The following is a 22071-nucleotide window of genomic DNA, read 5'->3' on the forward strand; positions in this document are numbered from 1 at the left end:
GTACAGTTTTGTAGAGGGAACCATGTCCCGGAAGGAGCCGCAGCATGTCCGCCGCCACTCAGGAGCGCATGCCCGCTCTGTACCTCAGCCACGGCGCGCCGCCCCTCGCGGACGACCCCGTCTGGCCCGGCGAGCTCGCCGCCTGGTCGGCCGGCCTGCCCCGGCCCAGGGCGATCCTCATGGTCTCCGCCCACTGGGAGGAGGCCCCGCTGGCCCTCGGCGCCACGGAGACCGTCCCGCTCGTGTACGACTTCTGGGGATTCCCCGAGCACTACTACCGGGTGACCTACGACGCCCCCGGCGCGCCGGAGCTCGCCGAGTCGGTACGGAAGCTGCTGCGCGCCCCCGGGATGCCCGTCCAGGACGTCCCCGACCGGGGCCTCGACCACGGCGCGTACGTCCCGCTGGTCGAGATGTACCCGGCGGCCGACATCCCCGTCCTCCAGGTCTCGATGCCGACGCTCGACCCGGTCCGGCTCCTGGAGATCGGCCGCAGGCTCGCCCCGCTGCGCGACGAGGGCGTGCTGATCGTCGGCTCCGGCTTCTTCACCCACAACCTGGCCGCTCTGCGGCAGGGCGGCGTCCCCGCCTGGTCGGCGGAGTTCGACGACTGGGGCCGCCGGGCGCTGGAGGCGGGGGACGTCGACGCCCTGCTCGACTTCACCCGCAAGTCGCCCGCGGGCCTGCTGGCCCACCCGCGCACCGAGCACTTCGCCCCGCTGTTCGTGACCATGGGCGCGGCCGACGCCACCGGTGAGCTGGACGCGCACAAGTCGGTGATCGACGGGTTCTGGATGGGACTGGCGAAGCGGTCGGTGCAGTTCGGCTGACCGCCCTACAGCTCCTTCTCGTACCAGGCCACGTCCCAGTACCGCCCGAACTTGCGGCCGACCTCGCGGTAGGTGCCGACGTGCCGGAAGCCGAGGCGCTCGTGCAGCCGGGCCGACGCCTCGTTCGGCTGGGCGATGCCCGCGTAGGCGCGGTGCAGGTCCTCACCCGACAGGGCCGCGAACAGCGCCCCGTACAGCAGCGTGCCGATGCCCCGGCGGCCGGCGTCCGGGGCGACGTACACGGTCGTCTCCACGGAGGTCGTGTAGGCCGGCTTGGGGCGGAACGGGCTCGATGTGACGTAACCCAGGATCCGCCCTGTGTTCCGGTCCGCGGCAACCATCAGGCGGTACGGCCCGTCTTCAGGGTGGGAGAGCAGCCAGGGGCGGCGCTCCTCCGGAGTGAAGATCGCAGTGTCGAACGTGATCGCCGTCTCACGCACATAGTGGTTGTAGAGGGCCGTGAGGGCGGGGAGGTCGTCCTCGACTCCCGGCCTGACCTGCACCTCCGTAGATGCCGACGGCATCGCGCCCTCCTCCAGGACCGGGCAGCGGCCCGACAGGGTACTGCATGATCAGAAAAATCGGGGGCCCGGTTGGGAATTCTGTCCTGATTCCAGTCGTTGTTTCCATCGGATGCAGGGCACCCGAGGAGAGTCCGGAGAGAGTCCGGAAGACGGAGTCAGGCGTCCGAAGGACCACCCGCTGACCTCACATCGCAAGGGAGCTCGCATGGCAACCCGTGCCGTCGCCCGTCGTAAGTCCGCCACCGGCGAGACGGCCGACGCGGCAAGCAGTGTTCGCGCCCATGGCGGCGAGATCGCCGACCGCGACCTGGTCGGCATGTATCTCGACGAGATCGCGCGTACACCGCTGCTCGACGCAGCCAAGGAAGTCGAGCTGTCGCAGGTCATCGAGGCGGGTGTGTTCGCGAGGCAGGTCCTCGACGGGTACGAGGAGACCAAGACGGACGCGACCCGGGAGGAGCTCGAAGCCCTGGTCGCCGCCGCGGAGCGCGCCAAGGACGTCTTCATCCGCTCCAACCTCCGCCTGGTCGTCGCCGTCGCCCGTCGCTACCCCCGCAGCGGCCTGCCGCTGCTGGACCTGATCCAGGAGGGCAACGCCGGCCTGGTCCGCGCGGTCGAGAAGTTCGACTACCGCAAGGGCTTCAAGTTCTCCACGTACGCCACGTGGTGGATCCGCCAGGCCATCACCCGCTCGATAGCCGACCAGTCCCGCACGATCCGCCTGCCCGTCCACCTGGTGGAGGAGCTCGGCCGGATCCGCCGGGTGCAGCGCGAGTTCAACCGCGAGCACGGCCGGGACCCGGAGCCGGCGGAGATCGCCGCCGAGCTGGGCTCGACGCCCGAGCGCGTCACCGACGTGCTGGACTGGGCCCGCGACCCGGTCTCGCTGAACATGTCGGTAGACGACGAGGGCGAGACGCAGTTCGGTGACCTCCTGGAGGACACCTCGGCGGTGTCGCCCGAGCAGTCGGTGCTCACGCTGCTGCGCAGCGAGGAGCTCGACGACCTCATCGGCCGCCTGGACCAGCGCACGGCCTCCATCATCAAGATGCGCTACGGCATCGAGGACGGCCGCGAGCGCACCCTGACCGAGGTGGGCAAGGAGCACGGCCTGACCCGCGAGCGCATCCGGCAGATCGAGAAGCACGCGCTGCTGGAGCTGAAGAAGCTGGCTCGCAGCACCGGTTTCGACGCGGCGGCCTGACCCCGGCGATCATCGCGGACGGCCCCGGCGCACGACCCGTGGCCCCTCTGGGTGACGGGCCGTGTGCGCCCGGTGGTCACCGCGTACGCCGGGTGGCGAAAGACCGCGCAAACATGGCGTTCGGACGCCGCTTCAACCCCCAGGGCTCAGGGAACAAGACTTCCGGGCCCATCAGTTCGGGCCCGGGGCCGGTCTCCGGTCCCCCGAGAGCCAAGTCCCGTCGCACTCCCCCCGGCGCCGGGACTCTCCCAAGGCCGGGCTTCGGCGTCCCTCCCCCCGGACGCCGGGGCCCGGCTCTCTTTCTGCCGCCGGCCCCGCCGGCGCGCGGCACTGGAGAGCGGGCCACCCCGTACCTGAACCACGGGGTGGCCCGCCAGATGGCAGATTGTGTCACATGGGCATAGCCTGCCGGGCGTGAGCAGCACCACCCCCACCCCGCAGGCCTCGCTGACCGAACGGCGCAAGGCCGAGACGCGCATGGAGATCGCCCGTGCGGCGGCCGGCCTCTTCGTGCGGCGCGGCCTGCGCGCCACCCGTGCGGAGGACATCGCCCAGACCGCCGGCATCGCCCCGCGCACCTTCTACCGGTACTTCGCCACGAAGGAGGAGGCCGTCGCCCCGCTCTACGCGGCCGGCGCCCAGCGCTGGGTGGAGGCGGTGCGGGCCGCGCCCGCCTCCGTGAGCGTCCCGCAGGCCCTGGAGGACGGGGTCCGCCACACCCTCACGCCGGGCGTCGGCGTCTCCGCCTCGTCCTGGGAGTGGGTCCGCACGCTCCTGCGCCTGGCCGCGGCCAACCCGTCCCTGCGCCGGGTGTGGGCGGAGGTCTGCCAGGACTCGGAGCGCATGCTGGGGGAGGTGCTGGCGGAACGGGTGACACGTGCCGGTGCGGTCGCGGGCTCCGCGGCGGCGGACGGGGGCGACAACGTTGCCGCCGCCGCTGAGCTGCGCCTCGCCGACGCGGCACTGCGCTTCGCTGCGGCCGTCGCCAGTGCCGCCGTGCGGACCGCGCTCGAAGGCTGGGCCGAGGGGGACGGACCGGCGGAGGGCCCGGGAAGCCCGGCCGACCTCGCGCTGCGCAACCTCACGGCACTCCGCGACTTCCCGTTCGGGGCGTGACCTCCAGCTCTCACGCCCGGGGCCCCTGGGCCCCGGCTTTCCGGGCCCTTGGTCCCCTGGCCCATCCGGCTCACCGGCCCATCCGGCTCACCGGCCCATCCGGCTCACCGGGCCCTCGGCCCTCGGCCCCCGGCCCTCGGTTACGGGCCAGGGCCACGGGCCACGGGCCACGGGCCACGGGCCCCCGGCCCCGGGCCCTCAGGCCCTGGCCCTCAGGCCCTCGCCCCCCTCCCCGGGCCGTCGGCCCCCGCCCCGCCCCGGCTCCTCGGCTACCCGGGCCCTCGGCCCCCCCGGCTCCTCAGGCCAGGCCCCCGGCGTCGGGCCCCCTGGCCCTCGCCTCCCGGCCCCGGGCCCCCGGGCCACCGGGCCGCTCGCCCCCGGCCTTCCGGGCCGTGGCCCCCGGCCCCAGGCCCTTGGCCCTCAGGCCCTCGCCCCCCCGACTCCGGGCCCCAAAGCCTCGCCCCCCCCGGCTCCTGTTCCGGGACGTGACCCCGGCCCCCTCACGCCCCCGCCCCCGCCCCCGCCGCTCTGCTCAGCCGTGCTCCCAACTCCCCCACGGCGTGCACGAGTTCCCGCGGCTCGTGCACGGTGAAGTCGCACTCCAGCATCGCCAGCCGGAACGCCACCCAGGGCGTCGCGTCCCCCACCGACCCGCGCAGCCGGCAGCTGTCCTCGTCCACCGGCTCGGGCGTGCCCAGCCACGCGGGCAGGCGGGCGGCGACGAAGGCGGCGGGTGCGGCGAACGTGACCTCGAAGTCGTAGCTCTGCTGCTGCCGTTGCATCGACCGGCGCAGGTACTCCGCGGCGTCGCCGGTGGGCAGCTCGCGCGGGGTGAACCGCGCCCCGGTGGCGAACGGCTCGCTCACCCGGTCGACCCGGAACGTGCGCCAGTCGTCCCGGTCGAGGTCGTACGCCACCAGGTACCAGCGGCGGCCGGTCGACACCAGGCGGTACGGCTCCGTCAGGCGCCGCGACTCGGTGCCGTCGGCGGCCCGGTAGGCGAACCGCAGCCGCTCGTGACCGGCCGCCGTCGAGGCCATGACGGTCAGTGTCTCGGGGGCGATGCTCGGTCCGTCGCCGCTGGTCAGCGGGGTGGTCGCGGCCTGGAGCGTGGTCACGCGGTGGCGCAGCCGGGCGGGCAGCACCTGCTCCAGCTTGGCCAGCGCCCGCACCGACGCCTCGTCCAGGCCCTCCACGGCGTGCCCGGCCCCGGCGCGCAGGCCGACCGCGATGGCCACGGCCTCCTCGTCGTCGAGCACCAGCGGCGGCATGGCCTTGCCGGCGACGAGCCGGTAGCCGCCGTCGGTGCCCTTGGTGGCCTGTACGGGATAGCCGAGCTCGCGCAGCCGGTCGATGTCGCGCCGGACCGTGCGGCGGGAGACCCCGAGCCGGTCGGCGAGCTCGCCGCCGGGCCATTCGCGGGGCGTCTGGAGGAGGGAGAGGAGCGTCAGCAGCCGGGCCGGGGTGTCCGTCGTCATGCCGTCGAGGATGCCGTATCACTAGGACACAATCTGACCTATTGGGCTTCTACTGTCGACCCATGAACTCCACCGAGACCTCTTCGGGCACGGACCGCCGGCGCTGGTTCGCCCTCGCGATCGTGATGACCGCGGCCTTCATGGACCTCGTCGACGTGACCATCGTCAACATCGCCATCCCGTCGATCCAGCAGGACGCGGGCGCCTCCTTCAGCGAGATCCAGTGGATCACCGCCGGATACGCCCTCGCCTTCGCCGCCGGGCTGATCACCGGCGGACGGCTCGGCGACATCCACGGCCGCAAGCGGATCTTCCTCGTCGGCATAGGGGGATTCACCGTCGCCTCCGCGCTGTGCGGCCTCGCGGTGAACCCCGAGATGCTGGTCGCCTCGCGGTTCCTGCAGGGCGCCATGGCGGCGCTGATGGTGCCGCAGGTGCTGTCGATCGTGCATGCGACCTTCCCGGCGCACGAGCGGGGCAAGGTGTTCGGGCTGTTCGGCGCGGTGGTCGGCCTCGGAGCCGTGTCCGGTCCGCTGCTCGGGGCGCTGCTGACCGAGTGGAACCTGTTCGGCTGGGAGTGGCGCTCGATCTTCCTGATCAACCTGCCCGTCGGGATCGCGGGTCTGGTCCTCGGCAGCCGTTTCATCACCGAGTCCAAGGCGCCGCGGGCGCTGAAGCTCGACCTCGTGGGCGTCGCGCTCGGGAGTCCGGCCACTACGGCCTCGCGATCACCCCGTGGCAGATGGCCCTGCCGCTCGTGGTGATGGGTGCCGGCATGGGGCTGATCGTCGCGCCGCTGACCGACGCGATCCTCTCCGAGGTGCCGCGCGAGCACTCCGGTTCGGCCTCCGGCCTGATCAACACCGTCCAGCAGATGGGCAACGCGCTGGGGCTGGGGCTGGTCTCGGTGGTCTTCTTCGGCACGATCTCCGAGCACCTGCGCCCGGAGCAGGTGGGTCCGGCCTTCGCGGACGCCTTCGAGAACGCACTGGTGTACGTGGCCGCCGTGCTGGGTGTCATCTTCCTGCTGATGTGCGCGCTGCCGAAGCGGCCCGCGCAGCACGTCGAGGGGGAGCAGACGCCGGCCGGGCGGCAGGAGCAGGAGCCGGCGCTGGTCTGACCGGCCCTCGGACGGAGACGGACTCGGCCCCTCGGGGTGCCGGGTCCGTCTCCGTCTTTCCGATCATGCCCGCTTGGGCCCGAACCTGTTTACTTCCCGGACATCTGGGCGTAGCCTCCCGCTGAAACCACACGTTCGGGCATGAGGCGGAGGCGAACGGACATGTACGCACCGGAGCGGCAGCAGGAGATCCTCCGGCTCGCCCGTGACGGCGGCCGAGTGGATGTCGTGTCGCTGGCCGAGGAGTTCCAGGTGACGGCGGAGACGATCCGCCGCGATCTGAAGGCCCTCGACCGCGCCGGACTGGTCCGCCGGGTGCACGGCGGGGCCATCCCGGTCGGGCGCCTCGACTTCGAGCCGGACCTCGCCGAGCGCGAGTCCACGGCCGCCGACGAGAAGGACCGCATCGCCAAGGCCGCCCTCGCGGAACTGCCGACCGAGGGCACGATGATCCTCGACGCCGGCACGACGGTGGCCCGCATGGCCGCCGCCCTCCCGCTGGAGGCCTCCCTCACCGTCGTCACGCACAGCCTGCCCATCGCGGCCCGCCTCGCCGACCACCCCGGCATCCAGCTCCACCTGGTCGGTGGCCGCGTCCGGCACCGCACCCGCGCCGCCGTGGACGCCTGGGCGCTGCGGGCCTACGGCGAGATCCGCGCCGACGTGCTGTTCGTGGCCGCCAACGGCTTCTCCGCCGAACACGGCCTGACCACCCCCGACCTCGCCGAGGCCGCCGTCAAGCGCGCGGCCGTGGCCGCCGCCCGCCGCGTGGTGCTGCTCGCCGACTCCTCCAAGCACGGCCAGGAGCACTTCGCCCGCTTCGGCGACCTGAGCGACGTGGACCTGCTGATCACCGACAGCGGGTTGAGCCCCGAAGACGCCGTCGCGATCGAGCGCGGCGGCACGGAAGTAGTGCGCGCATGATCCTCACCGTCACCCCCAACCCGTCCCTGGACCGCACCTACGAGGTGCCGTCCCTCGACCGCGGCGAGGTCATCCGCGCCACCGGCGAGCGGATGGACCCGGGCGGCAAGGGCGTGAACGTCTCGCGCGCGGTGGCCGCCGCCGGGCAGCGCACGGTGGCCGTCCTGCCGCTCGGCGGTGCCCCGGGCGCGCTCGTCGCCGAGCTGCTCGACCAGCAGGGCATCGAGGTCGCCCCGGTCCCGGTCGCCGGGGCCACCCGTTCCAACATCGCCCTGGCCGAGGCCGACGGCGTCCTGACGAAGATCAACGCGCCCGGTCCGGAACTCACCGAGACCGAACGCGAACTGCTGCTGGAGACCATCCGGCACCAGTCCCGCGACGCCTCCTGGATCGCCTGCTGCGGCAGCCTCCCGCGCGGCCTGGCCCCCTCCTGGTACGCCGAGCTGGTCGCCCGCGCCCACGCCGCCGGTGCCCGGATCGCCCTGGACACCTCCGGGCCCGCCCTGCTCGCGGCCCTGCGGGAACGGCCCGACGTCGTCAAGCCCAACGCCGAGGAGCTGTCCGAGGCCGTCGGACGCCCCCTCGCCACCGTCGGTGACGCCGTGAAGGCCGCCGAGGAACTGCGCGAGATGGGGGCCCGGGCCGTCCTCGCCAGCCTCGGCGCCGACGGGCAGCTGCTCGTGTCGGACCAGGGCGCCTGGTTCGGCAGCGCCCGGGTCGACGCCGTCCGCAGCAACGTGGGCGCCGGCGACTCCTCCCTCGCCGGTTTCCTCATCGCCGGCGGCAGCGGCCCCGAGGCCCTCGCCTCCGCGGTCGCCCACGGCGCCGCCGCCGTCCAGCTGCCCGGCAGCGTCATGCCGACACCGGCCGACCTGGACCCGGCGGCGGTCAGGGTCACGGCCGACCTGCCCGCCGACCGCGTGCTGCAGGAGCCGGTGTCATGAGCCACGACGCGCAGCGCCCGGTGACGCCCGGTCGGCGGACCTCCCCGTTACTCCCCACCGCCACCCCTGTCATCCCCGTCACTCCCGTCACCCCCCACCGCACCCCCGTCCCCCTCCCCGCCCACTCCACCCACCGGGCGATACGCGTGCTAAGGAGCCCGCGATGAGCGACATGATCACGGCGGAACTGGTCGATCTCGACCTGTCCGCCGACACCAAGGAAGCGGCGGCCCGCGCCCTCGCCGAGCGCATGGTGGCCCTGGGCCGGGTGACCGACCTGGACGGCTTCCTCGCCGACGTGGCCGCCCGCGAGGCCCAGATGCCGACCGGTCTCGACGGTGGCATCGGCATCCCGCACTGCCGCAGCGAACACGTCACCGAGCCGACGCTCGCCTTCGGGCGCAGCGCGGCCGGCATCGACTTCGGCGCGGCGGACGGCCCCGCCGACCTGATCTTCCTGATCGCCGCGCCGGCCGGCGCCGACGACGCCCACCTGACGATCCTGTCCTCCCTGGCCCGCCAGCTGATGAACAGCGAGTTCACCGACGCCCTGCGCGCGGTGGGCGACCCGGCGGCCGCCGCGGCGCTGATCCGCGGCGACGAGCCGCCGGCACCCGCCGCGGCCCTCTCCACCGACCCCGTGGCGACGGCGGGAGCGGCCTCTCCCGCCGCCGCCACGGTCACCGCCGACGCGGACGATGCCGCCGCCACGGTCACCGCCGACGCGGACGAGGCCACCGCCGGCGAGGTCACCGCCGGTGCGCAACGCCCGTTCCGCATCGTCGCCGTCACCTCCTGCCCCACCGGCATCGCTCACACCTACATGGCGGCCGAGTCGCTGGAGAACGCCGGCCGCGAGGCGGGCGTCGACATCACCGTCGAACCCCAGGGCTCGGCCGGCTTCACCCGGCTCGACCCGGCGGTCATCGCCGCCGCCGACGCCGTGATCTTCGCCCACGACGTGCCCGTACGGGAGAAGGAACGCTTCGCCGGCAAGCCCACCGTCGACGTCGGCGTCAAGGCGGGCATCAACCGCCCCGCCGAACTCATCGCGGAGGTCCGCGAGAAGGCCGCCCGCGGTGAGGTCACCGCCGGCTCCGCCCCGGCCACCCCGGTGGAGCGCTCCGGCGGCTCCGGCGAGGGCTACGGCACCAAGCTGCGCAAGTGGCTGATGTCCGGCGTCAGTTACATGGTGCCGTTCGTCGCGGCGGGCGGTCTGCTGATCGCCCTCGGCTTCGCGATCGGCGGATACGAGATCAACAAGGCCCCGTCGGTGATGGAGCACTTCGTCTGGACGCAGGCCGACAGCTGGGCGGCCCTGCTCTTCCAGATCGGCGGCGTCGCCTTCGGCTTCCTCGTCCCCGTCCTGGCCGGCTACATCGCCTACGGCATGGCCGACCGGCCCGGCCTCGTGCCCGGCTTCGTCGGCGGCGCGATCTCCCTCACCATCAACGCGGGTTTCCTCGGCGGTCTCGCCGCCGGCCTCATCGCCGGTGGCGTGGTCATCGCGATCCAGAAGGTGCAGATCCCGGCGGCCATGCGCGGCATCATGCCGGTGGTGGTGATCCCGCTGATCTCCTCGGCGATCGTCGGGTTCCTGATGTTCGTCGTCATCGGCAAGCCCATCGCCGAGGCCCAGAAGGGCATGACCGACTGGCTCAACGGCCTGTCCGGCTCCAACGCCATCCTGCTCGGCGCCCTCCTCGGCCTGATGATGTGCTTCGACCTCGGCGGCCCCGTCAACAAGGTCGCCTACACCTTCGCCACCGCCGGCATCGCGGTCGCCAGTCCCAGCGACTCGGCGATGAAGATCATGGCCGCGGTCATGGCGGCCGGCATGGTCCCGCCGCTGGCGATGGCCCTGGCGACGACCGTGCGCGGCAAGCTCTTCACCCGGACCGAACGCGAGAACGGCAAGGCCGCCTGGGTGCTCGGCGCCTCCTTCATCTCCGAGGGCGCGATCCCGTTCGCGGCGGCCGACCCGCTGCGCGTCATCCCCGCCTCGATGGCCGGCGGCGCCCTCACCGGCGCCCTGTCGATGACCTTCGGCGCCACCCTGCGCGCCCCGCACGGCGGCATCTTCGTGGTCCCGCTGATCGGCAACCCGCTGCTCTACCTGGTCGCCATCGCCGCGGGCGTCTGCGTCACCACCGCCCTGGTCGTCGTCCTGAAGGGCCTGCGCAAGCCGGCTCCCGGCGCCACCGCGGCCCCCGACGAGGGCACCGCGGCCCCGGCGGCCGAGCGCAAGCAGCCGGTGGCGGCCTGAGGCTCAACCGGAACCGCCCCTTTCGGGCTGTGTGAGCTGTTCATGCCGCCTGCGAGATAGATCACGAAAATCACGGCCCGGGACCGATGCCCCGGGCCGTGGTGTCTACTGGGGCACATGTCCGATCACGTCTCGCGGTGGCCCGAGCGCCACTCCCTCCCCGCCCTCCCGCAGCAGCGGCAGACGGGCTCCCGGTCGGAGTCCGTGGAACTGACCTCCGAGGAGGCGGACGCCTTCGCCGAGCTGGTACGCCGCTTCGGCGACGGCGACTGAACCGCGCTACGACAGCTGCGCCGCCCGCCGCTCCATCGCCTCACGCGCCGCGTCCTCGCTGGCGTACACCTCGCACATGTGCCGCCCGTCCGGCGTCGCCGTGTGCTCGACCTCCCACAGGGACAGCTCCTCGCCGTCGCGCAGCAGGAACGCGTGCTCGTAGAGCGAGAAGCCCAGACCAGCCCGGCCCGCGCGGCAGGGACGGCCGAAGGCCTGGGTGATCAGGTGACCGGACGCCGTGGCCAGCAGGGCCGCCGTGTCCGCGCCCGGCCGGTCCGTGTTCTCCGCCCGGCGCAGTAAGCGGCGCGCGTGGTCCGCCGAGTCCTCCGCCGCGTAGGCGTGCCGGGGCGTGGGAGCCGGGGACAGCTGCACCGTCACCGGCAGCTCGAAGTCCGGTGTGTCCGGCGGCAGCGGCAGCCGCGAGGTCGCGGCCCGCAGCTCCTCCTCGTCGACGTACACCTCGTGCTGCGGCTCGCTGCCCGGCGCGGTGTTGTGGACGAGCTCCCAGAGCGTGAGCGCCGAGCCGTCGGCCAGCAGCCACGTGTGCCGGTACGTCTCGCGGTGCAGCCCCGCGCTGTGGTGCGCGGAGTGCAGCGAACCGTCGTGCGCCAGCGCGCAGTCCAGCCGCCGTATCGTCTCGTCCGGTAGCTCGAAGGAGTTCAGGGCACGGCCGAGGAGTCGCGCGAGGTGCTCCTCCGGAGACTCGGGCGAGTCATGGGGTTCGTACGCTGCCGTCTCGTACGGAACGCTCAAGGTTTCTCCCGGCGTTGCTGCATGTCACCTTGTGAGTGCATACCGTAGCCCCTCGGTCGGACATCATGTCCGGGAACCGAGAAAACGTACGTCCACGAAAACGCGCGGGCCGCGCGAAAAGTTCCCGCGCGGACCCGTCGGTTCGTCAAAAACGCCTGCTGGAGCAGTACTTCGTGAGGTCAGGCGGCGCTGCCCGCGACCCACTGGCTCCAGCTCATGTTCCATCCGTTGAGCCCGTTGTCCGGCGCCACCGTCTTGTCGGGCGAGTTCTTCACGATCACCACGTCCCCGATGAGGGAGTTGTCGTAGAACCACTTGGCGGAGGTGTCGCCCCCGGCGCCCCGGACGTCCGCGAGGCCGACGCAGCCGTGGCTGGTGCCCTGGCGGCCGAACGGCGGGTTGCCCTTGTTGTACCAGTAGTTGCCGTGGAGGAACGTCCCGGACGTCGTCAGGCGCATCGCGTGCGGCACGTCCGGGATGTCGTATTCGCCGCCCAGCCCGACCGTCCGGCTGTTCATCCGCGTCTGCACGAACTTCTCGGAGATCACCATCTGCCCGTTGTACGTGGTGTGCTCCGGGCTGCCCGCCGAGATCGGGACCGTCTTGAGCGTCTTGCCGTCCCGGACGACCGTCATGGTCTGCGTGTTCGTGTCGACCGTGGAGACCTGCGAGCGCCCGACGGTGAAGGTGACCGTCTTCTTCTGCACCCCGAAGACGCCGTTCGCGCCCTCGACCCCGTCCAGGTCGATCTTCATCGTGACCTTGGACCCGGCCTTCCAGTACTCCTCGGGCCGGAAGTCGAGCCGCTGGCCGTTGAACCAGTGCCCGACGACCTTCTGCCCGCTGCTGGACGTGACCGAGATGTGCGACTGCACGGCCTTGCGGTCGGTGATCGCCTTGTCGAAGGTGAACGACACCGGCATGCCCACACCGACCGTGGTGCCGTCGTCCGGCGTGTACGTCCCGATGAAGCTGTTCGACGACGTCACCGTGGTGAAGATGGAGTTGGCCGCGGCCGTCCGGCCCTCGGCGTCCTTCGCGGTCGCCGATATCCGGTACTTCGTCCCGCGCTCCAGGCGTTCCTTCGGCTTCCACGCCTTGCCGTCCGCGGTGAGCGAGCCGGGCACGCTCTGCCCGTTGTCCGCCACCGTCATCTTCACGTCCGTCAGCCTGCCGTCGCTGACCTTCACGCCGGTGGTGTTGATGGACGCGCCGGTGGAACCGTCCTCGGCCGAGATGGCGATCTTCGCGACGGACGTCTTGGTGTCGCCCTTGCCGCCCTTCCCGTCGTCCTCGGCGTTGGCGCTGCCACCGCACGCGGTGAGCGTCAGGGCGCCGACCACCAGGGCGGCACAGGCCCCCAGTACGCGCCGCGCTGCAATGTCCGGCGTTGTCACGGGCTGCTCCCAGTTCAAGTGATGTGCGTGATCCGCTCCAGTACGTGAGGGAAGAGGGGACCGGCCCCCGGCCGGGTTCCGTCCGTGCGCGGTGAACGCTGTCACGTGACAGAACCGCGACAAAGTCCGGCTCCGCGTGACGGCACCGAGCGCGGCCCGGGCCGTCAGCGGCCGCCGTACAACTCGCCGTACGACGGCCACGCCCCGCCCGGCCCGTCGACCGGCCCGGCGGCCCGCACGGCCCGCACGATCGCCCGTGTCACGACGTCCGCGCCCGCCGCGAGGACCTCGTTGAGCGCGAGCGGGTTCGCCGCGTCCAGGGCGCGGTCGCCCGTCGCCAGGGCGAACACCGTGTCCCCGTCGTTGAGGAGATGCACCGGCCGCACCGCGCGGGCGATGCCGTCGTGGGCCGTCCCGGCCAGCTTCTGCGCCTGCGCCTTCGTCAGGTCCGCGTCCGTGGCGACCACGGCCAGCGTGGTGTTGAGCGGCGGCGGCGCACTCCGCGCGGACGTCTCGGCGAGCCTGCGCCGCGCGGCCTCGTGGACCTCCGCCCGCGGATAGGCGACCCGCCCCTGGAACAACTCTCCGTACAGCACCCCCGTTTCCGGATCGAGCACCGATCCCGCCGCGTTGGCCACCGCCAGCGCCGCCACCGTGATTCCCGAAGCGAGCACCGTGCTCGCGCTGCCGACGCCGCCTTTCACCACCCCGACGACCGCGCCCGTGCCCGCACCGACACAGCCCTGCGGCACCGGCGCGCCCGGCTCGCTCGCCGCGGCCGCCTCGACCGCCTCCCGCCCCAGGGCCGCGTCGGGCCGGGCCCGGAAGTCACCGCCCCGGCCCAGGTCGAAGACGCACGCCGCGGGCACCACCGGCACCACGTGCGCCGGGTCCGCCCCGACCCGGATGCCGCGCCCCCGCTCCTCCAGCCAGGCCATCACCCCCGACGCCGCGTCGAGCCCGTAGGCGCTGCCGCCGGTCAGGACGACCGCCTCGACCTTGCGCACCACGTTGCGCGGGTCCAGCGCGTCCGTCTCCTTGGTGCCGGGACCGCCGCCCCGTACGTCCACGGCGGCCACCGCCCCGCCCTCCGGGGCGAGTACGACCGTGGTGCCGGTCAGCCAGCCGTCGCCGGCGCGGGTCGCGTGCCCCACCCGCAGACCGGCCACATCCGTCAGAGCGTCCATCCGAGCCTCGACTGTCATGGCGCACAGTCTCGTCCAGACGGCGGGCCGCGCGGGCCGCCACGAGCCGGCCGAGGCGGGCCTGCGCCGGGCCGGCCGGTGCGGTCAGGCCGCCCGGCCCGAAGCGGCGTGCACCCGCGCCGGGCGCGTCGCCAGTGTCTCTCCCACCGCCACCGACAGCGCGACCACCACACCCGCCGCGAGCACCGCCCAGTCGCCCAGGAACGTGCAGCAGATCACCAGCAGGGCCGTCGTCGGCAGCACCAGCTGCTGGGTGATGCCCACCTTGAAGTGGCGGGAGTGCAGCGCCCACAGGGTCAGCAGGTAGAGGGCCGTCGGCAGGGTCACGGCGGCCGACGCCGCCAGCGCGGAGATGTGCGCCTCGCCCACCGTCTGCTCCACCGCCACCTCCAGCCCCGCCCCGATCGCGGCCGCCGAGGCGAACACCGCGTAGTGGCCGTAGCCCCACAGGAACGCCTGCCGGTTGGAGCGCAGATGGCTGTGGATGGGCACCACGAAGTACAGCCACCACGCGGCGAAGATGATCAGCAGGCCGCCCGCGGCGATCGGGAGGAGCTCGCCCAGCGCGTCGTTCTCGTCGACGCCCGACTTCACCGCGACCGTGGCCGCGGCGACCGTCTCGCCGAGCACGATGATGGTGAACAGGCCGTACCGCTCCGCGATGTGACGCGGATGCCAGGCCGTGGCACGGCCCCGCTCCGCGAACAGCGGCACGGACATCTCCAGCAGCGCCATCGCCAGGAACCACCAGGGCCGCACCCCCGAGGGCAGGAACAGCAGCCCCAGCCAGCCGACCTGGCACAGCAGCACGCCGCCGGCGTAGCGCAGGGCCGTCGACCGCTCCGGGCCCTCGCTCGAACGGGCCGCCCGCAGCCACTGCGCCACCAGGGCGAGCCGCATGACGGCGTACCCCAGCCAGACCACGAGGTACTCGTGCTCCTCGAACGCCTGGGAGACCCCCGCCGCGAGGACCAGCACGCCGGCGATCTGCACCAGCGTGACCACCCGGTACAGCACGTCGTCGTTGTCGTACGCCGAGGCGAACCAGGTGAAGTTCATCCACGCCCACCACAGGGCGAAGAACACCATCGCGTAGTCGACGATCCCCTCGCCCGCGTGCCCCTCGGCGACCGAGTGCACCAGTTGGATGCCCGCCTGGGCGACGGCCACGACGAAGCACAGGTCGAAGAAGAGCTCCAGCGGCGAGGCCGTCCGGTGCGCCTCGTCGCGGCCGCGGGCCCTCATCCTGCGCAGCGGACCCCGGCCGCCGGGCGCGTCGGAGGGGTCGGGCGGGGGAGGGGTGCTGGAGGTCATGGTCCCCAGCACAACAGAAGGAGCCGGGATTTTCTCCGCGACCGTACCCTGGACGCATGAGCACCGCTCCCGAACCCGAGCCGCGCGCGCCGAAGCCCGCGCTGGTCTTCGACGACCCGCTCGACCAGCAGTCCTCCGACGACACCGACCGCGGCTGGGGCGAGCGCGGCGACTCCGGCGGCAGCGCGGCCGACCTCAAGCGCTTCCTCGACGAGAAGCCGCCGCACCACCTCTGAGCGACCCGGTGCAGCGCCCGGTGCCTCACCAGGCGCCACGCCCGGCGCACCCCCCGGTGAGACGCCCCTGCGGCCGCCGGGCGCGGCGCTACCGCCGGTCGTGCCCCGAGCCGCGCTGGGCGACCAGGGCGTCCCGGATCTCCTTCAGCACCTCCAGCTCGGTCACCTCCATGACCTCCTGCGTGCCCTCCTTCGCCTTCCGGCGGGCCTCCACCCGGGCCAGGTACTTCGCCATCGGCAGGACCATCAGGAAGTAGACGACCGCCGCCGTGATCACGAAGCTGAGAGCGGCGCCGAGGACCGAACCCCACAGGATCTGGATGCCCTGCTCGCCCTCGCAGGTCGAGCTCAGGCAGGAGCTGTAGTGGTCGAGGTTCTTGGTCCCGATGGCCCCGACGACGGGGTTGATGATCCCCTTCACCACGGCGTTGACGATGTTGGTGAAGGCGGCACCGATCACCACCGCCACCGCCAGATCGACGACGTTGCCGCGCATCAGGAAGGCCTTGAAGCCCTCCCAGACGCTCGGATCCTTCTTCTCGCTCACCTGGGGGCCTCTCCTCGTACGAGCAGCTTGTGGAACAAAACGCTCCGCAACCTACGGCACCGTGCGGCCGAACCGGGCAAGCGGGTCCCTCCAACGAGGGGCGTGACGGAACCCCGCGCCGACGTACCTTCCGCGTCGCCCGCGCGCCGGTCACCACAGCGTCACCGCCAGCCGCGTGGTGGCGCTCGCGCCGGCCAGCCGGGCGGCCGTGGCGCGCGGCACCGAGAGCACGACCAGCGCCCCGCCGTCGGTGGCGTCCTGGGAGGGCTCCGGCACCTCGGTCACCCGGGCTCCGCGCGCGACGACCCGGGCGTCCCCGCCCGTCGCCGTCTCCTCCGCGGCGATGACGTCGACCCGGTCACCCGGCCGCAGCAGCCGTACGGTCGCCGCGTCGGCGATCCGGACCGGGGCCGTCACCGCCGCGATCGCCCGGCGGGCCCGGGTGGATTGCTCCCCGGAGGCCGGGGCCGCGCGGGCGGGGGACTGCGCCGGGGGATGGCCGCGAGCCCCCTCGGCGTCGCGCGGGCCCGCCGCCACGAGCGCCGTCGCCGTGACCGCGAGCCCGACCGCCACGGCCCGCCGCCGGTGCCGCACCAGCCGGCCCGCGCGGCCGCCGCCCCGTACCCGGACCGGGTCGAACCCGGGCACCTCGCGGGTCGCGGGAACCTCGGCCCCGGGCGGGCCGGGCGCGACGGCCCAGGAGGGCGGGGAGGACGGGGACGGCGGGGACGGCGCGAACGAAGGGCGAGCGAGGGACACGGGGACCACCACCTGGGACGAGGGACCGGCTTGCGCTCCCCACGATGAGGCGTCCCGCCGCACTCCGCTCCGGCCTGTGGACCCACCGCCGGCCTGTGGACAACTCCCTCACCCGAACGGCGAATTCCGGCTTCCGACCCACCCGTCCGCGATCAGCCCGCCCCTGCGGCAGCGCGCGTCCCCACCCGTCCGGTCGGCCCGCCGGCGAGCCCACCCGTCCGCGATGGGCCCGCCCCTGCGGCAGCGCGCGTCCCCATCCGTCCGGTCGGCCCGCCGGCGAGCCCACCCGTCCGCGATGGGCCCGCTCCTGCGGCAGCGTGTGGCCCCATCCGTCCGGTCGGCCCGCCGGCGACCGACGGCAGTGCGCGTCCCCACCGCCTGGTCAGCCCGCCCGCTCCTTGCGGCAGCGCGTGGCCTCACCCGTCCGGTCGGCTTGCCCACTCCCTGCGGCAGCGCGCGTCCCCACCCGCCTGGTCAGCCCGCCCGCTCCTTGCGGCAGCGCGTGGCCTCACCCGTCCGGTCGGCCTGCCCACTCCCTGCGGCAGCGCGCGGCCCCACCCGTCCGGCCAGCCAGCCCGCCCGCCCCTACGGCAGCGCGAACCCCGGATTCATCCCGCCCAGCGCGTTCACGCACAGGCAGTCCCGTTCCTCCGCCCCCGGCAGCCCGGCCACCGCGTCGAACAGCACGCCGCGCAGCCGGTCGACGTTCGCCGAGAACACCCGCAGTACCTCGTCGTGCGAGACGCCCTCGCCGGTCTCCGCACCCGCGTCGAGGTCGGTGACCAGTGTCAGGGACGTGTAGCAGAGCTCCAGCTCGCGGGCGAGGGCCGCCTCGGGATGGCCGGTCATGCCCACGACCGACCAGCCCTGCGCCTGGTGCCACAACGATTCGGCACGGGTCGAGAAGCGCGGCCCCTCGACCACGACCAGCGTGCCGCCGTCCACCGGCTCCCAGTCCCGTCCGCGCGCCGCCTTCAGTGCCACGGCCCGCCCGGCGGGGCAGTAGGGATCGGCCAGCGACACGTGCACGACGTTCGGCACCGTGCCGTCGGGCAGCGGCAGTCCGTCGAAGTAGGAGTTGGCGCGGGACTTCGTGCGGTCCACCAGCTGGTCCGGCACCAGGAGCGTGCCCGGCCCGTACTCGGGGCGCAGACCGCCCACCGCGCAGGGGGCCAGCACCTGGCGCACGCCGACCGACCGCAGCGCCCACAGGTTGGCCCGGTAGTTGATCCGGTGCGGCGGCAGATGGTGGCCCCGCCCGTGCCGGGGCAGGAAGGCGACCCGCCGGCCGGCGACCTCACCGAGGAAGAGGGAGTCGCTGGGCGGCCCGTAGGGGGTGTCGACCCGGACCTCGGTCACGTCGTCGAGGAAGGAGTAGAACCCGGAGCCGCCGATGACGCCGATCCCGGCGCCCTCCGTGCCCTCAGTGCCCTCAGTGCCCTCCGTGCCCTCCGTGCCCTCCGTGCCCGCCGAGTCCACCGGGGTCGCCGCGTTCGCGTTGTTCGCCATGCCCGCACCCTAACCGCAGGCGGAAACGCCGAGGACCCCGTCGCCCCGAGGGCGACAGGGTCCCGTAAGAATCAGGCCTTACGCGGCGGTCGTGCTGCTGCTGCTCGCGGAGCTGCTGCCCGCGCTCGACGACGAACTCGACGAGCTCGACGAGCCGGAGTCCGAGGACGACGAGGACGAGCTCGACGACTTCGACGCCGGGGAGCTGCTCGACGAGGAGCCGCGGCTGTCGTTCCGGTAGAAGCCGGAGCCCTTGAAGACAATGCCGACCGCCGAGAACACCTTCTTCAGGCGGCCCTGGCAGCTGGGGCACTCGGTCAGAGCGTCGTCGGTGAACTTCTGCACCGCCTCGAGGCCCTCGCCGCACTCGGTGCACTGGTACTGGTAGGTGGGCACTGTCTTCCTCCTGGCACTCTCACTCGATGAGTGCTAACGACGCTCCATAGTGACGTATTCCGGCCGCTCAGTCCACTGCCACCGGCACGCGGTGACCCACGCCACGTGCGACGGTCCGGCCGTGGGCCCGCGGGGACAGCCGGGAACGCAGGGCCAGCAGGGTCGCCAGGGCCAGCACCGTGCCGCCCATCGGCACCAGGAAACCGGCGCCGTCCCAGAGGCGGTCCTCCAGCTGTCCGGCGACCGTGACGGCCGCCGCCTGGCCGAGGGCGACCGCGCCGGTCAGCCAGGTGAAGGCCTCCGTGCGGGCGCCGGCCGGGACCAGGCTTTCGACCAGGGTGTAGCCGGTGATCAGGGCGGGCGCGATGCACATGCCGACCAGCAGGCCGAGACCGGCGAGGACCAGCACCGAGTGGGCGGCCCACAGGCCCGAGGCGGTGAGCGCCAGGGCCAGGTAGCCGACGACCAGGCGCTGCTGCGGTGCCGCCTTCCAGGCGATGGCGCCGCAGACGAGGCCGGAGAGCATGTTGCCCGCGGCGAAGACGCCGTAGAGGACGCCGTTCAGGCCCGGTTCGCCGATCGACTCGGTGAACGCGGCCAGCGAGACCTGCATGCCGCCGAAGACGGTGCCGATGCCCAGGAAGGTCACGATCAGGACGCGGATCCCGGGGACGCGCAGGGCGGACGTGTGCTCCACGCGCGCGTGGCCGCCGCCCGAGACCGAGGGCTGGGTGCTCTTCTGCGCCGCGAACAGCAGCCCGCCGACCAGGGTCAGCGAGGCCTCCGTGAGCAGCCCGGCCGCCGGGTCGACGGCCGTGCACAGGGCGGTGGCCAGCAGCGGCCCGACGACGAAGGTCAGCTCGTCCGTGACGGACTCGAAGGCCGCCGCGGTGCTCATCAGGGGCGAGCCCTTGAGCGTGACGCCCCAGCGGGCCCGCACCATCGGCCCGACCTGCGGCACCGAGGCGCCGGTCGGGACGGCCGCGGCGAACAGCGCCCACAGGGGCGCGTCCACGAGTGCCAGGGCCGTCAGCGTCAGCCCGGAGACCGCGTGCAGCAGCACGCCCGGGATCAGCACGGCGCGCTGCCCGTGACGGTCCGCGAGGCGGCCGCTGTAGGGCGCGAAGAGGGCCATGGAGACACCGGTCGCGGCCGCGACGGCGCCCGCCGCGCCGTAGGAGCCGGTGGTGTGCTGCACCAGCAGCACGATGGAGATCGTCAGCATCGCGAACGGCTGGCGCGCCGCGAAACCGGGGAGCAGGAACGTCCAGGCGCCGCGGGTGCGCAGCAGCCGGCCGTATCCCGGGCGGGCGGAAGCCGGCGGGTTCTCCGACGTCTTCGAGGTGACCGTGGATGCCACGGCCCGTGCCTTTCTGCCGCCTGGTAGCGCGGCCCCGTCAGCGGGCGGCGCCGAGAGCTGTCCTCTTGCGCGGAACTGCGGTAGATGCCGGGGCCCGGTGAGGAGGGGTGTCCCGACCGCCATACGGTCGCGCCAGCTCTGCGTCAGGCAGAGTTGGTTCGATCTGGGTACGCCTTCATCGTACAGGGATCAAGGGCTTGTGGGCCTGTGAAAACGAGCACCATGGGCTCGCCCGCCTTACAAACCCCAAAGGAGGGTGAATCGCCCTTCAGGAGCCCGGCCCGTCCGTGCCCAGCCACCCGGCGAGCTTGCCACCGTGCCCGACCGCGCGCAGCCGGCTCTCGGTGGCGTCCCGGACGGGGTCGGTGGCGACCACCAGCAGCTCGTCGCCCCGCTGCAGGATCGTCGTCGGCAGCGGCACGAAGGACTCGCCCCCGCGCACCACGAGCGTCACGGCGGCGCCGTGCGGCAGCCGCAGTTCGGCCACCTCCACGCCGTGCATCTTCGACCCCTCGGGGATCGCGACGGACAGCAGGTGCCCGCGCAGCCGCTCCAGGGGGGCCGACTCGATGCCGAGGTCCGCGGCCTCCGAGTCCTCGCCGAGGCGCAGCTTGCGGCCCAGCCAGGGCAGTGTCGGGCCCTGGACGAGGGTGTAGACGACGACCAGGACGAAGACGATGTTGAAGATCCGGTCGCTGCCCTCGACGCCCTTCACCATGGGGATGGTCGCCAGGATGATGGGCACCGCCCCGCGCAGCCCCGCCCAGGACATCAGCGCCGACTCCCGCCAGGGCACCCGGAAGGGCAGCAGGCAGGCGAACACGCCCAGCGGACGCGCCACCATGGTCAGGACCAGCCCGATGACCAGCGCGGGCATGATGTCGTCGCCCAGCTCGTGCGGGGTGACCAGCAGGCCGAGCATGACGAACATGCCGATCTGCGCCAGCCAGCCCAGGCCGTCGGCGAAGCCGCGCGTGGCCGGCCAGTGCGGCAGGCGCGCGTTGCCCATCACCATCGCGGCCAGGTACACCGCGAGGAAGCCGCTGCCGTGGGCCAGGGCGCCCGCCGCGTACGCCACCACGGCGATCGCCATGACGGCGATCGGGTACAGGCCGGACGCGGGCAGCGCCACGTGCCTGAGCCCCCAGGCGCCCAGCCAGCCCACCGCGAGCCCGATGGCCGCGCCGATCGCCAGCTCCAGCAGGATCACGCCGAGCAGGACGTACCAGTGCTCGACCGGCCCGGCCGTGGACAGGGACACCACGAGGATGACCACGGGGGCGTCGTTGAAGCCGGACTCCGCCTCCAGCGTGCCCTTCACGCGTGAGGGGAGCGGGATCTTGCGCAGCACGGAGAACACAGCCGCCGCGTCGGTCGAGGAGACGACCGCGCCGATGATCAGCGCCTGCCGCCACTCCAGCCCGACCAGGTAGTGCGCGGCCGAGGCCGTCACCCCGACGCTCACCGCGACACCGGCCAGCGCCAGGGCTGTGGCGGCCGGCATCACCGGCTCGATCTCCTTCCACTTCGTGCCCAGACCGCCCTCGGCCAGGATCACGACCAGCGCCGCGTACCCGATGACCTGGGTCAGCTCGGCGTTGTCGAAGTGGATGTCCCCGATGCCGTCCTGGCCCATGGCGACGCCGATGCCCAGGTACACGAGCAGGCTGGGGAGCCCGCTGCGCGAGGAGATCCGTACCGCTGCGACGGCGACGAGCAGGACGAGCGAGCAGACGAGCAGGAGCTGGTTGAGGTGGTGGACAGTCAGCGGCCGAATCCTTCCCTGGCCCGCACGCACGCGCGCGTGGGCTCACGTACATCGCACACGAAGCAGGTGGCGCAGTGCGCCGACTACTTCGTTACCTTACCTAACTCTTGACGATTTCTTGACACTCGGGAGGGCAGGATCGAACGTC

The 22071-nt window shown here is 73.1% G+C and carries 20 protein-coding genes and 1 pseudogene; 9 read left to right on the plus strand and 12 right to left on the minus strand.

Translation table 11 applies throughout. The features are described 5' to 3' along the window. Positions 1–68: 68 nt before the first annotated feature. Complete coding sequence (locus ACPXCS_RS13630) at positions 69–830, plus strand: dioxygenase (RefSeq protein WP_425947106.1); 762 nt, start codon at positions 69–71, stop codon at positions 828–830. Between the two features lie 5 nt (positions 831–835). On the opposite strand, the gene ACPXCS_RS13635 is transcribed toward ACPXCS_RS13630, so the two are convergent. After that, a complete protein-coding gene (locus ACPXCS_RS13635; RefSeq protein ID WP_425946948.1) occupies positions 836–1354 on the minus strand; it encodes a GNAT family N-acetyltransferase in 519 nt (172 codons plus the stop codon). A gap of 205 nt (positions 1355–1559) precedes the next feature. Between ACPXCS_RS13635 and ACPXCS_RS13640 the strand changes: the two genes are divergently transcribed. After that, the gene (locus tag ACPXCS_RS13640; RefSeq protein ID WP_425946947.1) at positions 1560–2558 is read left to right on the plus strand and encodes a sigma-70 family RNA polymerase sigma factor; all 999 of its coding nucleotides are present in this window, start codon (positions 1560–1562) and stop codon (positions 2556–2558) included. 414 nt (positions 2559–2972) lie between these two features. Beyond that, positions 2973–3674 (plus strand): TetR/AcrR family transcriptional regulator, encoded by a 702-nt coding sequence (locus tag ACPXCS_RS13645; RefSeq protein ID WP_425946946.1) that lies wholly within the window; start codon positions 2973–2975, stop codon positions 3672–3674. A gap of 500 nt (positions 3675–4174) precedes the next feature. On the opposite strand, the gene ACPXCS_RS13650 is transcribed toward ACPXCS_RS13645, so the two are convergent. Continuing rightward, complete coding sequence (locus ACPXCS_RS13650; protein WP_425946945.1) at positions 4175–5152, minus strand: helix-turn-helix transcriptional regulator; 978 nt, start codon at positions 5150–5152, stop codon at positions 4175–4177. Between the two features lie 62 nt (positions 5153–5214). On the opposite strand from ACPXCS_RS13650, the pseudogene ACPXCS_RS13655 reads away from it, so the two are divergent. From ACPXCS_RS13655 to ACPXCS_RS13675, 5 genes and pseudogenes are all read left to right on the plus strand, one after another. Further along, positions 5215–6272, plus strand: a pseudogene (locus tag ACPXCS_RS13655) (MFS transporter). A 162-nt stretch (positions 6273–6434) separates the two neighbouring features. Continuing rightward, complete coding sequence (locus ACPXCS_RS13660; protein ID WP_425946944.1) at positions 6435–7196, plus strand: DeoR/GlpR family DNA-binding transcription regulator; 762 nt, start codon at positions 6435–6437, stop codon at positions 7194–7196. Then, a complete protein-coding gene (pfkB, locus tag ACPXCS_RS13665) occupies positions 7193–8140 on the plus strand; it encodes a 1-phosphofructokinase (RefSeq protein WP_425946943.1) in 948 nt (315 codons plus the stop codon). The genes ACPXCS_RS13660 and pfkB overlap by 4 nt, the downstream gene beginning before the upstream one ends. 163 nt (positions 8141–8303) lie before the next feature. Next, entirely contained in the window at positions 8304–10406 is a 2103-nt protein-coding gene (locus ACPXCS_RS13670) for a PTS fructose transporter subunit IIABC (RefSeq protein WP_425946942.1), read from the plus strand. A 117-nt stretch (positions 10407–10523) separates the two neighbouring features. Beyond that, positions 10524–10679 (plus strand): hypothetical protein, encoded by a 156-nt coding sequence (locus ACPXCS_RS13675; RefSeq protein ID WP_425946941.1) that lies wholly within the window; start codon positions 10524–10526, stop codon positions 10677–10679. Positions 10680–10685: 6 nt separating this feature from the next. Here ACPXCS_RS13675 and ACPXCS_RS13680 read toward each other — a convergent pair whose 3' ends face one another. From ACPXCS_RS13680 to ACPXCS_RS13695, 4 genes are all read right to left on the minus strand, one after another. Next, complete coding sequence (locus ACPXCS_RS13680; RefSeq protein WP_425946940.1) at positions 10686–11432, minus strand: DUF6227 family protein; 747 nt, start codon at positions 11430–11432, stop codon at positions 10686–10688. Between the two features lie 179 nt (positions 11433–11611). Then, a complete protein-coding gene (locus ACPXCS_RS13685; RefSeq protein WP_425946939.1) occupies positions 11612–12829 on the minus strand; it encodes a L,D-transpeptidase in 1218 nt (405 codons plus the stop codon). 164 nt (positions 12830–12993) lie between these two features. Further along, a complete protein-coding gene (locus ACPXCS_RS13690) occupies positions 12994–14034 on the minus strand; it encodes a P1 family peptidase (RefSeq protein WP_425946938.1) in 1041 nt (346 codons plus the stop codon). A gap of 84 nt (positions 14035–14118) precedes the next feature. After that, complete coding sequence (locus ACPXCS_RS13695) at positions 14119–15348, minus strand: low temperature requirement protein A (RefSeq protein WP_425946937.1); 1230 nt, start codon at positions 15346–15348, stop codon at positions 14119–14121. A 56-nt stretch (positions 15349–15404) separates the two neighbouring features. Between ACPXCS_RS13695 and ACPXCS_RS13700 the strand changes: the two genes are divergently transcribed. Beyond that, complete coding sequence (locus ACPXCS_RS13700) at positions 15405–15584, plus strand: hypothetical protein (protein ID WP_425946936.1); 180 nt, start codon at positions 15405–15407, stop codon at positions 15582–15584. An 88-nt stretch (positions 15585–15672) separates the two neighbouring features. Here the strand turns inward: ACPXCS_RS13700 and mscL are convergent, their stop codons facing one another. From mscL to ACPXCS_RS13730, 6 genes are all read right to left on the minus strand, one after another. Next, positions 15673–16131, minus strand: a complete 459-nt coding sequence (gene mscL / locus ACPXCS_RS13705) for a large conductance mechanosensitive channel protein MscL (RefSeq protein WP_425946935.1) — start codon at positions 16129–16131, stop codon at positions 15673–15675. A gap of 150 nt (positions 16132–16281) precedes the next feature. Beyond that, positions 16282–16899 carry a hypothetical protein gene (locus ACPXCS_RS13710; protein ID WP_425947104.1) on the minus strand — a complete coding sequence of 206 codons (618 nt, stop codon included), beginning with the start codon at positions 16897–16899 and terminating at the stop codon, positions 16282–16284. 576 nt (positions 16900–17475) lie between these two features. Next, on the minus strand, positions 17476–18399 hold the full coding sequence (locus tag ACPXCS_RS13715; protein WP_425946934.1) for an S-methyl-5'-thioadenosine phosphorylase: 924 nt from the start codon (positions 18397–18399) through the stop codon (positions 17476–17478). 78 nt (positions 18400–18477) lie between these two features. Then, positions 18478–18795, minus strand: coding sequence for an FmdB family zinc ribbon protein (locus ACPXCS_RS13720; RefSeq protein WP_425946933.1), 318 nt, complete (start codon positions 18793–18795; stop codon positions 18478–18480). A gap of 67 nt (positions 18796–18862) precedes the next feature. Next, positions 18863–20155, minus strand: coding sequence for an MFS transporter (locus ACPXCS_RS13725; RefSeq protein ID WP_425946932.1), 1293 nt, complete (start codon positions 20153–20155; stop codon positions 18863–18865). A gap of 268 nt (positions 20156–20423) precedes the next feature. Further along, a complete protein-coding gene (locus ACPXCS_RS13730) occupies positions 20424–21953 on the minus strand; it encodes a potassium/proton antiporter (protein WP_425946931.1) in 1530 nt (509 codons plus the stop codon). Positions 21954–22071: the final 118 nt, after the last annotated feature.

The sequence above is a fragment of the Streptomyces sp. DT190 genome (assembly GCF_049846985.1).
GTDB lineage: Bacteria > Actinomycetota > Actinomycetes > Streptomycetales > Streptomycetaceae > Streptomyces.

What these genes read in the sequence shown, in the direction of transcription:
- ACPXCS_RS13715 (WP_425946934.1), bottom strand. Translation starts at nt 18,399, where the DNA reads ATGGCGAACAACGCGAACGCGGCGACCCCGGTGGACTCGGCGGGCACG.
- pfkB (WP_425946943.1), top strand. Translation starts at nt 7,193, where the DNA reads ATGATCCTCACCGTCACCCCCAACCCGTCCCTGGACCGCACCTACGAG.
- ACPXCS_RS13700 (WP_425946936.1), top strand. Translation starts at nt 15,405, where the DNA reads ATGAGCACCGCTCCCGAACCCGAGCCGCGCGCGCCGAAGCCCGCGCTG.
- ACPXCS_RS13650 (WP_425946945.1), bottom strand. Translation starts at nt 5,152, where the DNA reads ATGACGACGGACACCCCGGCCCGGCTGCTGACGCTCCTCTCCCTCCTC.
- ACPXCS_RS13635 (WP_425946948.1), bottom strand. Translation starts at nt 1,354, where the DNA reads ATGCCGTCGGCATCTACGGAGGTGCAGGTCAGGCCGGGAGTCGAGGAC.
- ACPXCS_RS13640 (WP_425946947.1), top strand. Translation starts at nt 1,560, where the DNA reads ATGGCAACCCGTGCCGTCGCCCGTCGTAAGTCCGCCACCGGCGAGACG.
- ACPXCS_RS13675 (WP_425946941.1), top strand. Translation starts at nt 10,524, where the DNA reads ATGTCCGATCACGTCTCGCGGTGGCCCGAGCGCCACTCCCTCCCCGCC.
- ACPXCS_RS13690 (WP_425946938.1), bottom strand. Translation starts at nt 14,034, where the DNA reads ATGACAGTCGAGGCTCGGATGGACGCTCTGACGGATGTGGCCGGTCTG.
- ACPXCS_RS13630 (WP_425947106.1), top strand. Translation starts at nt 69, where the DNA reads ATGCCCGCTCTGTACCTCAGCCACGGCGCGCCGCCCCTCGCGGACGAC.
- ACPXCS_RS13695 (WP_425946937.1), bottom strand. Translation starts at nt 15,348, where the DNA reads ATGACCTCCAGCACCCCTCCCCCGCCCGACCCCTCCGACGCGCCCGGC.
- ACPXCS_RS13660 (WP_425946944.1), top strand. Translation starts at nt 6,435, where the DNA reads ATGTACGCACCGGAGCGGCAGCAGGAGATCCTCCGGCTCGCCCGTGAC.
- ACPXCS_RS13670 (WP_425946942.1), top strand. Translation starts at nt 8,304, where the DNA reads ATGAGCGACATGATCACGGCGGAACTGGTCGATCTCGACCTGTCCGCC.